This window comes from Duganella alba (assembly GCF_009674495.1).
In the GTDB taxonomy this organism is placed as follows: domain Bacteria; phylum Pseudomonadota; class Gammaproteobacteria; order Burkholderiales; family Burkholderiaceae_D; genus Rugamonas; species Rugamonas alba.
In genome coordinates, this window is the sequence record NZ_WKJN01000003.1 from 122767 (window position 1) to 137329 (window position 14563).

The 14563-nt window shown below is 65.7% G+C and carries 9 protein-coding genes and 1 riboswitch; of the genes, 1 reads left to right on the top strand and 8 read right to left on the bottom strand.

Annotated elements, in window-relative coordinates:
• Window positions 1–2103 carry a TonB-dependent receptor gene (locus GJ695_RS03850; RefSeq protein ID WP_154362291.1) on the bottom strand — a complete coding sequence of 701 codons (2103 nt, stop codon included), beginning with the start codon at window positions 2101–2103 and terminating at the stop codon, window positions 1–3.
• Window positions 2104–2241: 138 nt separating this feature from the next.
• A riboswitch (cobalamin riboswitch) is annotated at window positions 2242–2460 on the bottom strand.
• Between the two features lie 97 nt (window positions 2461–2557).
• On the opposite strand from GJ695_RS03850, the gene GJ695_RS03855 reads away from it, so the two are divergent.
• The gene (locus GJ695_RS03855) at window positions 2558–3379 is read left to right on the top strand and encodes a HoxN/HupN/NixA family nickel/cobalt transporter (protein ID WP_154362292.1); all 822 of its coding nucleotides are present in this window, start codon (window positions 2558–2560) and stop codon (window positions 3377–3379) included.
• Here GJ695_RS03855 and GJ695_RS03860 read toward each other — a convergent pair.
• The 7 genes from GJ695_RS03860 to GJ695_RS03890 all read right to left on the bottom strand — a co-directional run bounded on the left by GJ695_RS03860 (window position 3312) and on the right by GJ695_RS03890 (window position 14453).
• Entirely contained in the window at window positions 3312–6269 is a 2958-nt protein-coding gene (locus tag GJ695_RS03860) for a sensor histidine kinase (protein WP_166455076.1), read from the bottom strand. The two genes, GJ695_RS03855 and GJ695_RS03860, sit on opposite strands and share 68 nt — an antisense overlap.
• A gap of 108 nt (window positions 6270–6377) precedes the next feature.
• On the bottom strand, window positions 6378–7910 hold the full coding sequence (locus tag GJ695_RS03865; RefSeq protein ID WP_154362294.1) for a class I SAM-dependent methyltransferase: 1533 nt from the start codon (window positions 7908–7910) through the stop codon (window positions 6378–6380).
• A 57-nt stretch (window positions 7911–7967) separates the two neighbouring features.
• Entirely contained in the window at window positions 7968–9677 is a 1710-nt protein-coding gene (locus tag GJ695_RS03870) for a glycoside hydrolase family 9 protein (protein ID WP_371866480.1), read from the bottom strand.
• 114 nt (window positions 9678–9791) lie between these two features.
• Window positions 9792–11903 (bottom strand): TonB-dependent siderophore receptor, encoded by a 2112-nt coding sequence (locus tag GJ695_RS03875; RefSeq protein ID WP_154362295.1) that lies wholly within the window; start codon window positions 11901–11903, stop codon window positions 9792–9794.
• A 26-nt stretch (window positions 11904–11929) separates the two neighbouring features.
• Complete coding sequence (locus GJ695_RS03880; RefSeq protein ID WP_154362296.1) at window positions 11930–12634, bottom strand: hypothetical protein; 705 nt, start codon at window positions 12632–12634, stop codon at window positions 11930–11932.
• Window positions 12635–12844: 210 nt separating this feature from the next.
• Window positions 12845–13069 (bottom strand): hypothetical protein, encoded by a 225-nt coding sequence (locus GJ695_RS03885; protein ID WP_154362297.1) that lies wholly within the window; start codon window positions 13067–13069, stop codon window positions 12845–12847.
• Between the two features lie 85 nt (window positions 13070–13154).
• Window positions 13155–14453 (bottom strand): DUF2325 domain-containing protein, encoded by a 1299-nt coding sequence (locus tag GJ695_RS03890; RefSeq protein WP_154362298.1) that lies wholly within the window; start codon window positions 14451–14453, stop codon window positions 13155–13157.
• Window positions 14454–14563 lie beyond the last annotated feature (110 nt).

Here is a 14563-nt window from a genome sequence, read left to right on the forward strand (position 1 = left end):
TCAGTAACGCCACTGCACGGTCAGCTCGGCGTGGCGGCGATCGCCCAGCAGGTACTGGCTGTCGCTGTAGGAGGTGACGGCGTACAGCTTGTCGGTCAGGTTGCGCAGGTTGAGCTGCACCTGCACGTTGCGGCTGATATTCCAGCCCAGCGATGCGTCGAAGGTGGTGTAGGCCGGCACCGACTGGCTGTTGGCGTTGTCGATGAAGCGTTCGCCGACATAACGGGCGCCGGCGGCGGCGCGCCAGCCGTTGTCGCGGTAGTTGAGCCACAGGTTGGCCGACACCTTCGGCACGTCGGACGGACGGTTGCCGGCGCGCGACAGACTGCCGCTTTCGATCAGCTGGTCGAACCTGGCGTCGGTGTAGGCCGCGTTCGCTTCCAGGCGCCAGGCCTGCGCCAGCGCCACGCTGCCGGTCAGCTCGGCGCCGCGCGACGATTGCGAACCGCCCTGGATCGACAGCGCCGGATTGGCCGGATCGCGCATGACAATGTCGTCCTTGGTGATGCGGTACAGCGCCGCCGTCCACTCAACCTTGCCGTTGGCCAGCGACTGCTTGACGCCCACCTCCTCCTGGCGCGACGAGGTCAGCTTGAAGTTGCTGTTGGCCAGGTTCAGCGACAGCAGGCTGGTGACCGGATCGCTGCCGCTGCTCAACTGGCCGTACAGCGCAGTGTTGCGGTCCAGCTTCCACGTCAGGCCAAGGCGCGCGGTGTTCGATTGCAGCGTGGCGTTGAAACCGGCCGCGCCCAGCAGGCTGACGCGGTCGACCTTGTAGCGGTCGTGGCGCAGGCCGCCCAGCAACAGCAGCTGTTCGTTGAGGCTGTAGGCGTCTTCAACGTAGAAGGCATTGGTGATGGTGTGCGTTTTGAAGTTCGGCAGCAGCGGGTCCGGGCTGTCGAACACGCCCGGATCGAAGCCGGTCGGCGTCACGGTGGACGAACCGCCGTATGGCGAGTTATTGGTGTGCAGGAAGTTGATCGTGGACGCTTCCCAGCCTGCCGCCACACGGTTGGCGCCGGCGTTCCAGCGCGCTTCCAGGCGGTTGCCGGTCTGCTCCTGGTCGTGGTGGATGGCGATGTAGTCGCTGCGCTCGACCAGATTGGTGGCGGCGTCGTAGTGGTAGTACTCGGCGTTGCGCCAGTTGCGGCGCGCCTTCATGTAGGCCAGCTCGTTGCTGATGGTGAGCGACGGCGACCAGCGCCAGGTCAGGCGCGCCACCGCCTTGTCGTCGGCGAAGGAGATGTCGGCGTCGCCGACGTCGTAGTTCTGGTCGCGCAGCGCGCGCGACAGGCCGCCGTTGACCAGCGGCGTGCCGAAGTAGCGCTGCGGTTTCTGCTCCAGATGGTCGAGTTGCAGATCCAGGTCCAGGTCCGGCGTCAGCGCGTAGGTCATGCTGGTGAGCACTTTACCGTGGCGCGCGTCGCCGCGGTCGATGAAGCCGTCGCTGTGGTCGGCATAGGCGTCGACACGGAACGCGCCGTGCTCGCCCAACGCGCCGGTGGCGCCGACGCCGGCGCGCAAGGCTTCGCCGCCGCCGATGCCGGCCATTGCCTCCATCGAACTGATGCGGCTTGGCGCCTTGCGCACCGCGTTGATGGTGGCGCCGGTGGTGCCGCTGCCATACACCACGGAACCGGGGCCGCGCAGCACTTCGATATATTCATAGCCCCACGGATCGGACGGATAGGTCGCCGTGCCCGACCCCACCTGCGGGCGCTGGCCGTTTTCCAGCATGGCGATCGAGCCGTTGCCGGTGAAGCCGCGCGCCGAATAGGCCACGCCGTTGCCGGGCGAGCTGATGTCGGTCAGGCCGGTGGTGCGGGTGACCGCATCCTTCACCAGCAGGTCGCCGCGCGCCTGCATGGTGTCGGCACTGAGCGATTCCACGCTGGCCGGCAGTTCCTGCGCGGTCAGATTCAGGCGGCTGGCGGTGGCGTTCTGGCGCGTCAGACCCAGGCCATCGTTGCCGGCGGCGCCCTGCACGGTCACGGTGGGCATGACATCGGGTTGTTCGGCCCAGGCGCCGGCGGCGCCCAGCAGGGCGATGGCGGCAACGATGGGACGCAGGGACGTGGAACTGCTGGTCGGGGAATGGCTCATGACGACTTCTCTTCAGTGAAGGGTTGGGAAATTCGGCGCGCAGACGAACGGACACACGCACGGCAAAGCGCGCGATGACAGTGACTGATCGGAAAACGACAACGAACAATTAACAGGCCAAACCACACCCCGGGCTTGGCGCATTAATCGTGACTGGCCGGTCTTCTGGCTCGCCTTCATCCTTGGCTGACCTTGCCTTCCCGTGCGATGCACAGTGGCGTTCGGTCAACGTCGTCAGGCTTACAGCAGCGGGGGCTGCGCCGGACTGGCGCGCAATGAAAATCGCGCGCGTCACCGGCTTCCCGTTTCACCCCGCAGCTGACAAGCATGCGGGGCACCATTCACGTATGAAGCCGAATTCTACAGGCAAGAAAGCGAACTTGTCACTGCCAGCGCGTGCACGCCGCCGGTTTATCGCTATAATAACGCAATTGACTTGCATTAAGGATGTTTTATGAGCGAAGCGCTTCCGACTCTCGAACTGGCCCTGCTGCTGGGGCTGCGGCATGGGCTGGCGCCCGATCACCTGGCCGCCATCGACGGCCTCACCATGCGCGCGCGGCCGGCGGTGGCGCCGTGGATGGGCGCCCTGTTCGCGCTGGGCCACGGCGTGGTCGTGCTGCTGATGGTGGCGCTGACCAGCATGGCGTCAACCTGGCTGCAACCAGCCCCGGCCCTGCTCGGCGCGCTGGATGCGCTGGAGTGGCTGCCCGGCATCCTGCTGTTGACGCTGGCCGTGCTGAATGCGCGCAGCCTGATGTGGCCGCAGCAGGGTCGCGGCCGCAGCGCGCTTGCCGCTCGCCTGCTGGCGCCGCTGGCGGCGGTGGGGCCGCTGGCCGCGCTGGGTGTCGGCATGCTGTTCGCGCTGGGCGTGGAAAGCATGTTGCAGGCCTTCGCCTGGGGCTATGCCGCCACCAGTCTGGCGGGCGGCGCCGGGAGCGCCTTGCAGGCGGCCGGTGTGTTCGTGCTGGGCATGGCGCTGACCGACACGCTGGACGGCTACGCCACGGCGCGCATCGCCGCCAGCGCCGGGGCGCAGGCGATCCAGCGCTTCCGCCGCCGCATCGGCTGGCCGATCATTATCCTGTGCGCCGTCAGCGGCGTGCAGCTGCTGACATCGAAACTGTGCGCCAGCTGCGCGCCGGAGGAAGACTGGATGAACCGGCTGGGCCTGGGCATGGCGATGGCCACGCTGGCGCTGTATGCGTTCAGCTGGTGGCGAGGCTGGCGGCCGGCCGATAGGCCAGCACGGCCGGAATCGAAAAGCGCACGCTGACGCCGCCCCGGACGCCGGGTCCGATGTCGATGGCGCCGCCAAGCCGCTGGATGCGCTCGCGCATGCCGATGATGCCCCAGTGGCCAGCGGCAGCCGGCTGCCTGCCCAGGCCGACGCCGTCATCGATGACCGCGCCTTCCAGCGCCAGCGCGCCGAAGTGCAGCGTGACCTCGATGCGGCTGGCGTGCGCATGCCTGGCGCTGTTGCAGACGGCTTCGCGCAGCACATAGGCGATTTCGCTGGCGGTATCGTCCTGCAGCTGCTGCACTTCTCCCGTGGTGGCAAAGCTCATCGCCACCTCGGCGCCGGCCGCGGTGGCGGCCACCGACGCTTTCAGCTCGGCATACAGTTCGTCGCAGGTGGGCATGCGGCGCAAGGCCACCACTTCGTCGCGGGTGCTCTCGACCAGCTGTTCGGCATAGTCCAGCACTTTGTCGAGCTTGGCTCGCAGGTCCGGTTCCTGCGGCATGCGGTCGTTCAGCGTATGGAAGCGCAGAATCAGCGTCTGCGCCGCCTGCAGCAGGTTGTCGTGCAAGGAACGGGCGATGCGGCCGCGCTCCTGCAGCGTGGCTTCCAGCCTGGCGCCGGCGCGCGCTTCCGCCAGTGCCAAGGTGCGCTGCTTGACGACGGCGATCCGCCAGCGATAAAGCAAGGCCACGCCGAGCATCACCAGCAGCGTGCACAACAGCTGGAACCAGGTGGTCTGCCAGAACGCCGGCTGGATGACGAAGCGCAGCTCGGCGCCCTGCATATTCCACACGCCGTCCTCATTGGCGGCGACGACCTGGAAATGGTACGGGCCGGGGCGCAGATTGGTGTAGTGCGCGCTGCGCTCGCGCGTGGCCTCCTGCCAGTCGGCGTCCACGCCTTGCAGCCGGTACTTCAGGCGCACCCGCTCCGGCACCGACAGCGCTGTCGCGGTGAAGCTCAGGTCGATGGCGGTGGTATGTTCCGGCAACTGCATGCCGTTGGCCGGATGGAAGTCGTCCTGCCCCGCGCGCAGGTTCCGAATCAGGACGTCAGGCGGACGCGGATTGCGGCGGATGTCGGCCGGATCGATCCAGCCAGCCTGCGATGTCGTGGCGTAATAGACCCGACCCCGGCTATCCACGCTCAGCGTCGGCAGCGGCCGCACAGCGGCGGCGGTGCCGCTGACGCCATCCTCAAAGTTAAATAACTCGGTGGCCAGTGGCACATCCGGCGAACGCCAGAATGCCTGCAACGCCTTGGACGCGACCACCACCAGGCCACTGTTACTGTGCATCCATAACTGGCCGAGATGGTCGCGCACCATCCCGCTGACCTGCTGTACCAGGCCGTCCCGCTCAAAGCGCATGGCCAGCGCGCGGCCGCCGTCGATCCACGCCACGCCATTCTCGCCGCCGACCAGCAGATGGCCGCCGATGTCGGCCATCGCCAGCACATTGCCCACCTGGAGCTGACCGGCCGGCAGCAGCGTCAGCGCCTGCGGCGTCAAGGCGCCAAGGCGGTTGTTGGTCAAGCCCAGCCATACCTGGCCACGGCTGTCGCGCAGCATGCTGATCGGCGTCGGGTCCTTCAGGCCCTGCAGCCGCTGGTCCTGGCGCCACACGCCCTGTTCAAATGTCCACAGGCCGTGGCGCGCGATCGACACCAGCAGCTTGCCGTCCGTGTCCAGCGCCAGCGCCTGGACATCGAACGCCTTGTCCACCTGCGCGGGGAATTCCCAGAAGTGCTCGTCACCGGCATGGAATTCCCAGACGCCGCCCTGGACAGCGACCCACATGTGGTCGGCCGCCGCGCGCAGCATGGCGGTCGCCGCCTTCATGCTGGTGGGCCGGCTGCTGCCGTCAGGACTCACGCGCAGCATCGGATCGTTGTAACCGCCCATCCACATTTCATCGCCCAGGCCAGGCTGCACCAGCCAGATGATGTCGTTTTTCTTGATGCGATGAAAGCGCTGCAGGCGGAACTTCTCCACGCCCTCCAGCGTGGTCTGCCAGAAATTATCCTCCCGGTCACGGTACATGCTGACGCCGACGCTGCCGCTGCCGGCGCCGGCGCCGTAACCGGACACCGGCGGATAGAATTCCGATTCGTACCAGGTGCCGTCGGCGCGCTGGACCAGCCGGGAGAAGCCTTCGCCGCGTGTCGCCACCACCGTGCCGTTGGGGCCGGCCACAATGGTCTGGTACACCTTCGCATTGTCGAGCTTGAACGGCGTGGACTTGCCGTCGGCGCTCAGGCTGGCAAAACTGCCGTCGGCCAGCTTGACTTGCAGCCGCCGCCTGAACAGATTGGCGGTGCCGCGGCCGCCGTATTTCATGACGAACCTGAACTCCTCGGCGCCTTTGGGCAAGACATAAATCTCATCGCCGTTGAGGGCCCACAAGGCGCCATCCAGATCGAACCAGATGCTTTCCAGCATCCCCGGCAGCGGGGTGTGCGCCACGGCGATCCACTTGTCGTCTTTCAGACGCACCAGGCTGTTGGTGGTGCCGGCATACCAGGTGCCGTCGGCATCGACACTGAGGGTCCGGGTCGAACCGAGCGGAAAATCGACGCCGGCGACATAGTGCCGCGCGCCGCGCGGCGAGATGATGCTGATGCCGCCAAAATTGTAGCCCACCGCGACCTCGCCGTTGCGGTGGACGTTCATGGTCGTGGTATTGATCGACAGCAGCTTGTGGCCGTAGACCTGGTTTTCCTTTTTGAACTTGACGCCGTCAAAACTATACAGGCCGGACGGCGACGCAAACCAGATCAGGCCGTCGATGGTCTGCTGGATGCCGAACGCCTGGCCCGGCGCGCCATCCACCAGCGTCCAGCGCCGGCGCTCGAAGGACAGGTCGTCGGCCGGGGCGGCCGCCAGTGCGGCCAGGCTGAACAGTCCCCATACCAGCGCCCACACAAACCGGCTCCACCGCATACTTTCCTCATTTGTACAGGACACAAGCAGGCAGTATATAGGCTATGGCAGAGCTGTATGAGGAAATAACATGAACCCTGGCATGGCGCGTCACGCCACGCGCAACGATTGCCACAGCGGCAGCGTGATGGTCAGGAAGGTCTGCGCGTTCTGCGTCAGCAGCGCCAGGTTGTCTTCCGCCGCTTCCAGCGTGACGCCCTCGCGTTGCAGGCGCCGGCCACTGGGCGCCATGATGTCCCAGGCGACGCGGGCCAGTTGTCCTGGCGTCAGATCGGCCGGCTGCTGCCGCATCGCCGCGAAGAACAGCCGTTCCACATAATTGGCAGAGACGCCGCAGCCCAGCAGCGGCGAACACAGCGCCTGATGCTCGTCGCTGTAGCGCGTCTGCGCCGACAGCGTGGCGTTGAGCCGCGCCGCCGCGTCGCCCGCCGCGCGCGCGTTGGCCGGGAAGTAGAACGCGGTCTGGCTCGATGCGCTCATCAGCGCGGCGATCTGGATGACCGAGGACACGCCCTGCCCCGGCAGCCTGGCCAGTTCGGCCAGCGTATGCGGACGCTGCGCCAGCGCGTCGAGTACGACGTTGTAGATGTCGGGACGGGCGTCGGCCTCGCCCATCGGCAGTTTCAGCTTGAGCGACACGTCGGCGCGCGGCACGGTGAGCGTCAGGCCCACCTGCCCCAGCAGGTCGGACTGGCGCTGGGTGCCGATGCGCTGCGCGCCGCGCACAAACACGTCCTTGCGGAAGGCGGTATTGAGCAGGTAATCCTTGAGCGTTTCGCGCATCTCGGGATGCGGCAGCTTGTCCACCAGCTGGCGACGCTCCTCGCTCAGGTACAGGGTCGGAAAGGCGAACGGCAGGTCGGCCGAGCCGGCAAAGCTCATTTTCGCCGCCGCCAGGTCGCGCGCCACGTCGGCGTGGAACAAGGGTTGCCAGTGCTTGTGCAGATACTCGTGCACCAGGTAGTGCGGATTGGCGGTGCGCAAGCTGTCGAGCCGTATTTTCAGCGATGGATTGCCGGCCATGTAGGCGGCCTGCGCCGCTTCCAGCTGGCCGATGAATTCGGTCGCACCCTTGAGCTGCACATCGCTGCGGTTGGGGAAGGCATCGGCATATTCGACCAGCAGGCGCTGCAACGGCAAGGCCGGCGCCCAGCCCGGCATGGCGTTGTAGCTGATGTAGACCACGCCGCCCGGCTTCAGGTAGCGGCCGATGAAGTTGACGATGTGCCGGCGGTTCTCGGCGGTGACCCAGCTGTAGATGCCGTGCAAGGTGATGTAATCGAACTGCGGCAGCGTCACCTGCCCTTCGGCCAGTTCCGCGAAACTGTTTTCCAGCAGCGTCAGATTCGGCAGCTGCGCTTCCCTGGCCAGCGCGCGGGCGCCGGCCACGTGGGCGGGATTGAAGTCGGCCGCATAGAACTGCCCCATGGGATTGGCGCCGGCCAGCAGCTGCGCGGTCAGGCCGCGCCCGAAGCCCAGCTCGAAATACGTGAACGGTTGATCCAGCGCCACCGGCTCGACGCCGTTGAGCAGGCACACGAAGTTCAGCCAGGCCGGACTTTGTTCGCGGTAAAAGCCCGAGGTGTATTCAATGTCGGAGACATAGCCAGCGGTCCAATCCATGCAGCATCCTTTCGATAGTTAAACTACTCATAGAATGACTGCGTATATGATAACCAATTAATTGGCGGCGGCCGGCGTCAATGCCTCCAGTGCGGCGGAAACGTAGACCAGCGGCGCGTTCCAGTTGATGGCGATCTCGTTGCTGGCGTAGGAACAGACGTTGTCCAGGTAGGACGTGGCCGGCAGCGCGGACGGATATGGCGCGGCGCAGCCCTGCCTGTCCTGCTGCCCCGGCTGCGGCCCGCCGGCCAGGAAGCCCGGCACCGGCGCGGCGATGCCGTCGGCTTCCGACGGCCGGTGGTGCGGATGCATGGTGGAACGGGCGCCGTAGCCGGTAACGAAGGAGATATCGACGGCATTGCGGCCCAGCACATAGTCGAGGCCCGATTGCGCCGCGTCGAGGTAGGCGCGCCGACCGTTCAGGCGGTAGGCGTGCAGCAGCACCATGGCCTGGTTCAGCACCACCGCGTTGCTGCCCCAGACGTAGTCGCGGGTTTGCAGCGTGATGCCGTAGGGCGACTGCTGCCAGGCGGCGGCCAGGCGCTGCGCCAGCCCATCCACCCTGGCGGCGATCAGCGCCTGGTCGGCCGCGGCGTTCAACGTTTTGCGATGACGCGCCAGCGACAGCCAGGCCAGCGTGCGCACGTCGCTCCAGGTCGGCACGGTAGCTTGCAACGCCGGCGCGTTCATGGCGCGGTAATAGGCGGCGTCGCCGGTGGTGATGAACAGTTCGGCGGCGGCCCAGGCGAATTCGTCGGATACGTCGTGGTCGCCGTAATCGCCGGTGCTGACGTCCTGCGGCTGGCGGTAATACGCGCGCGGATGGGCCTGGGCCCAGCGCCAGGCCGCCTGCGCCGCCGTCAGCATGCGCGCGGCCAGCGCCTTGTCGTGCGGCGCGTAGACGCGGCTGGCGGTCGCCATGACGGCGGCGAAGTCGAGCGCGGCGGCGGTCGACTTCTGCACCACGTAGCGCGGCTGCGTGGCCTGTGCCGGCATCACCATGCCGTCGAAGCTCTTGTTGGTCAGCTTGTGGTAGACGCCGCCGTCGGCCGGGTCCTGCATGGTCAGCATCCAGTCCAGGTTCCAGCGCGCTTCGTTGAGGAGGTCCGGCACGCCGTTGCCGCTTTCCGGAATGTTCAGGTTCTGCGCGCGGAAGAAGGCCGGGAAGTCTTCGTAGGCGGCCAGCAAGGTGTAGGTGGCAATGCCGGAATTGACGATGTATTTGTTGTAGTCGCCGGCGTCGTACCAACCTTTCGGGCTGGAGATGACGGCGCCGGCCGGACGCGATGGCGAGGCCGCCGATTCATGGATCAGCACCTGCGTGTCCGGATGCCCGGCGGCGCGGGCGTAGACGCCGGCCTGCCTGGCATCGAGGGCGATGCCGGCGCGGTTGAAGTAGTAAGCCTTGATGGCGGCGGCGTTGACCGCCTGATAGGCCGCAGCGCCAATCTCGAACGGCAGCGAATCCGGCAGGCCGGCCACGCGCAACTGGTAGCGCCCCGGCACCGTCAGCGCGGAGAAGTCGGCCAGCCGCACCGTCTCGCCCGAATCCTGCGCAGCGGCGGCCGCGCCCAGCGTGCCGCTCCGCACCACCGCATCGCTGCCGGCCTTGACCACCGTGAACGCGCGCGCGCCGCCATCGGGCACAACGGCCACCTTGGCCGCGCCGGGCAGAAAGCCAAGCTGGTTGAGTTTGATATCAGCCGCAGGCGCGGCCGACGCGCCGCCGCAGGCGAGCAGCAGCGCCATCGTGGAAATTGTCCGCACATTGTCCCCTGTGAATTATTTTGAAATCGTTTTCACAATCATGGCGCAGTTTGTGCGGAAGAGCAATCGATTCGTTGGTGGCCCGCGACTGCGCAACGCGGGCCACCGGCCAGATTAAAACTTGAACTTCGCCGTCAGCAGCGCCGTCCGTGGGCTGCCGAAGGTGATCAGGGTCGCGGCCGGCGTCGTGCCCTGGATGTACTCCTTGTCGAATAGGTTCTTGACGCTCAGGTTCACACTCCAGGAAGCTGCCTCGTAGCCGGCATTCACGTCAAACACCGTGTGTTCCGCCAGCGCGACATAGTTGACACCGCGTTGCGCCGTGCGGGCACTCTGGAAGCGCGCATTCGCGCCCGCGTTCCAGCCCATTTTGTTGGGGCTGAAATAATAGCGGGTGAACAGTCCCACCGCGCTCTTGGGAACAAGATTGATACGCTTGCCGATATCGGTAGTGGTCAAGCTCTCGGTGGTCTTGGCGAACGGAATGTAGCTATAGGATGCGGACACATTCCACTGCCGCGTCAGCGCGGCCGCAACTTCCGCCTCGAAACCCTTGGTCTCCTGTTCGCCGGTCTGGACCGAGTAGCCGAGCGTGGCGTCGGCTTCCGTCACGTTCTGGCGCACCAGGTCATAGACGGCGACATAGCCCTGCAGGCGCTGGTCATATCCCTGGAACTTCACGCCGGCTTCGGTCTGTTTGCCGGTTTCAGGTTTCAACAAGCTGCCGTTGGCGCCCAGGTCGGTTCCCGGCATGAACGACGTCGCATAGCTGGCATACGGCGCGAACGCGTCGTTGATGCGGTACATCAGCGAGGCATTGCCGGTGAAGGCCGTATTCGAGTTGGTCGCATCGGCGCCGCCCAGCAGATGCTGCACCTTCACCCGCGCCCAGTCCTGACGGCCGGACAAGCCGACGATCCAGCGGTCGTCGATCTTGATCGTATTGCGCAGGTACAGGCCGATATCCTGCGTGTAGGTGACGTCGCGCGATGGCGTTCCCAGCTTGGTCGAGGTGATGCCGTAGACCAGCGTGTCGGCGTTGAGCGCATTCACATTGTCGACGCGCTGGTAGTAGTCGCTGCGTTCGCGCATCGTGTCGAGACCGGTGACGATGTCGTACTTGATCCGGCCGAAATCGAAGCTGCGCTGGAAGTAGTTGTCCATCGCGACATTCAGATCCTGCTTGTCCTGGTTGTTGATCTGACGCGCGACCAGGGGGAACTTGGCCGCGCCGGCAGCAAACACCGAGTTGGTCCAGCTGCTGCCGCTGGTGACGGTCAGGTTCTGCTTGAAGGTCCAGCCATCGCCGAAGTAGTGGGTGTAATTGCTGCCCAGGCGGTAGACGTCGACCTTGTAAGGACGGTCCGGCTCGCCGACAAAGATGCTGCGCCCGTATTTCTCCGACCAGTTCAGGGGCACGCCCTGGTTGCGAATGTACTCGCGGTGCTGGTAGCTGGCGATGACCGACAGCTCATTGCGGGCGTTCAGATCGAAGTTGTAGGAGCCGGCCACGTACTGGCTCTTGAAGTACACGTGGTCGGTCGGGTCGTCCTGGTCGGACACATGCGCCACAAGGCGGAACGCGCCCTGGCTGCTGCCCTTGGGCGCAACGTTCAGATCGACGGTGGCGTCTTTCTGCGCATAGCTGCCGTAGCTCAGGCCGGCGTTGAAGGACGTCTCCGCCTGAGGACGTTTGGTGGTCAGGTTGACCAGGCCGCCCGGCAGCGCCATGCCGAAGCCGACCGAGGTCGGGCCCTTGACGACCTCGATGGAGCTGACGCCAAAGATGTCCTCGGCGCGCAGGACGTTGGTGGAGTTTTGCGTGCGCAGCCCGTCGACATAGGTCTGGGCCGAGGAAATCTGTCCGCGGATCATGAAGTCATCCCAGCCGCGCCGGCCATAGGCGCCGCTGGTGACGCCGGCCACGCCATCCAGCGCCTCGGCGACCGACTTGGCCTGTCGCTCCTCGATCTGCTGTCCGGTAACCACGGTGACCGACTGCGCGGTCTCGAACAAGGATGCCGCCGAGCGCAGCACGCTCGGGGCGTTGCGCGCCGTGTAGTTGTGCTCGTTGTCCTGTTGCTTCTCTCCCACCACCTGGATGCGCGGCAGTACCGGTTCCGCCGGATCGCTGGCTTGCGCCCGGGCCGCCATCGGGAACGCAGTCGAAATCAAGGAGATGCCAAGCAGCACTCGCTGCTTGCGTTGGAATAATTTAGTAGTCATTGCGAAGTTCATCTGAAGTGGTGGAGTTAGTGCGATCCCATCGCCCAGTCGACGGCGGCGTCAAACAGCTTGAGTCCGGATGGGGAAAGATTGGTGAAGGTTTCGTTATCGAGGAAGAACATGACACGGCGCGCGGGCGCCAGCGACTCGTAGTCCATCGTGGCGCCTTTCTCGTAGCCGAAAATGACGGCTTTATCCGGCTGGCCATACACCGTGGCGATGGTGGCGGCGCCCAGGCCAGGCTTGCCCCAGTTCATGGCGGCAGGCTTTTCGTAGACGTTCAGCGCGCCGGCTGGCAGCCCGGCGGCCAGCGGATGCGGCGCATTGACCAGCCATACATAGCGTTCTTTTTCCACCTTGCCGAAATCGGTATCGGCACGCTTGGCGGTCATCCCCATGTCGTCGAGCAGGTCGCTCTCCCAGGTGAGCATGGGCGCAGTCACGTTGCGGTACGCGCCCAGCAGATCGCGCGACCGCACCGTGGACGAGAGGATGACCAGGTCGGTGTCCTGTGCGGCATCGACCGGGGCGTACTGGCTGTGCAAGGTGACGACATAGCCACGTGATGCGAGGTGCTGCTGGATCTTCTGATCGATCGGCAGGCTCTTGCCTTCCATGCGCACCACCAGCAACACTTTCTTGGGGACGGCCTGGCTGTCAGCGGCAAACGCACTGGTCAGCAGTAACAGGGGAATGAGCAGCAGAGAAACGAGGAATTTGAATGGTTTCATGAGAATTAGAATGATTTGCATTAAATAGTTGACGTAATATCATGTTTGGAATTTGTGCGTTGCTCCCGCGTGCGTCGATATGTCCTTTGACACGTCAGAATCAAAAAAGGGAACCTGGACGCAGTCGGCGCCGGTTTTTGAGCAGGACGAATGCGCGCACGCCGCCAGCCGGCCCATGGGGGCCGGGGCGGTAATCGGTGCGCGTAGGGGTCAGCGGCTGCGCCGCGTGCTGTGGCGCTTGCTGCTCTTGCGGCGCGACGCCGTGCGGTGCGTCGGACGATGGGTGTGTTCAGCCTCGCCGCTCTCGGCGCGCTGCTTGTTGACGATGCGGGCGGCTACTTCTTCTTCCCGGCCCGCATACCGGCCTTGCTGTTTGAATTCGCGTTCGAGCTTCTTGTATTCGCGCTCCCGCTTGGGACTGGCACCGCGTGGCATGATTCCTCCGTGCAGATAAGGGGCATGGAAAAATGATGCGCCGGCGCCGCGCTTTGGTAAGTTAGCGTCCTAACGCAATCTCCGATTACGCCGCAGGCTGCCAGCGCTGGTCGCGCTCCAGGCGCCGCATCAGTTCGACGAAGCTGCCGACGCTGGCGGTGCGCAGCGGATGGCACGGAATGCCGGCGCGCTCGGCCAGCTGGCGCGTCACATGCATGGCGTTGTGGCTGATGCAATCGACCGGGAACACCACCAGTTGCGCGCGCGGCAGCAGCGTCGACAGCATGCCCTTGCGGTCTTCGATGCCGCCGTCGTGCGACAGCAGCTCGCCGCCGGCGGCGGCCACCAGTTGCGTCAGCGCGGTGGTCGATTGCGGCCGGCCGCCGACGTACAGCACGCTGCGGCCATGCAGTTGCGGCAGCAGCGGCGCTTCCGTCTGCGGCGCCAGCGCCTGCTCCAGGGCCTGTTCCAGCGCCTGCGCTTCGTTGCGGCTGCAATCGGCTTCGGTGCGCAGGTGGTGCAGTTCACGCTCCTGGGCGACGACGCGTTGCTGGCTGGATTCCAGCAGCGCTTCGGCTTCGGCGCGGCGGCCGCTTTGCAGCGCCAGCTGGGTGTTGCGCGCGTCCAGTTCGGCGCGCAGTTGCGCCAGTTCGTCCACCAGCGCCGACGACGCCAGGTCCGCATGCTGGTCGCGCAGCAATGCCAGCTGCGTGGCCTGCTGTTCGGCCGTTGCCATGTCCTGATGGTGCTGCGCGCCGAGCTGTTGCAGGCGCGCCTGTTGCGCGGCGTTCTGCGTGCGCAGCCGCGCGCACTCGTCTTCCAGGCCGCTCAACCGGCGCAGATCGGCGCGGTTGGAGGCGCCCACCAGGTGCGACAGCATGTGCACGTCGCCAAAGGCCAGCCGGATCAGGTCATGGCTGCACAGCGGATGGGTCAGCAGCGCCCAGTAGGCGCCGGGGACGTCGCCGTGCGCCAGCGCCTCGCGCCACAGGGTTTCCAGCGCGGCCTCGTCGGCGGCCGGCTTGAAGCGCTTGATGGTCAGCGCATGGCGCGTGTCGAGCGCCTTGTGCAAATCCTTGGCGGGGCCCTCGCCCTGGGTCGACAGTTCCACCGCCGTGTGATGGATTTCCAGGTCGGTGGCCGACTTGCGGTCCAGTTGCGGGGCGTAGCGCGGCACCAGCTTGCGCAGTTCGCCGGTGGTCAGGCAGGTGCCGATGATGGAGCAGTGCAGGTAGGCGTCCAGGTCGGCCAGCCGGGCGCGGCGCGGCGCCGGGGCCGGGGCCGGCTTGATGGCGGGCGCCGGGGTGCAGCAACCGTCGGGATGGGCGTTCAGCATGCGGTGCAGGAAGGCCGGCGCGGCAGGTTCATTGGAAAGATAGGGCATGGCGGGACCGTGGAATTCGCTATATTCCCTGAAATATAGCGCATCAAGGCTGCGCACGCCACAAGCGCAGTATAATTTAGTATATAACGCTCACCTGAATGGAATTCCGC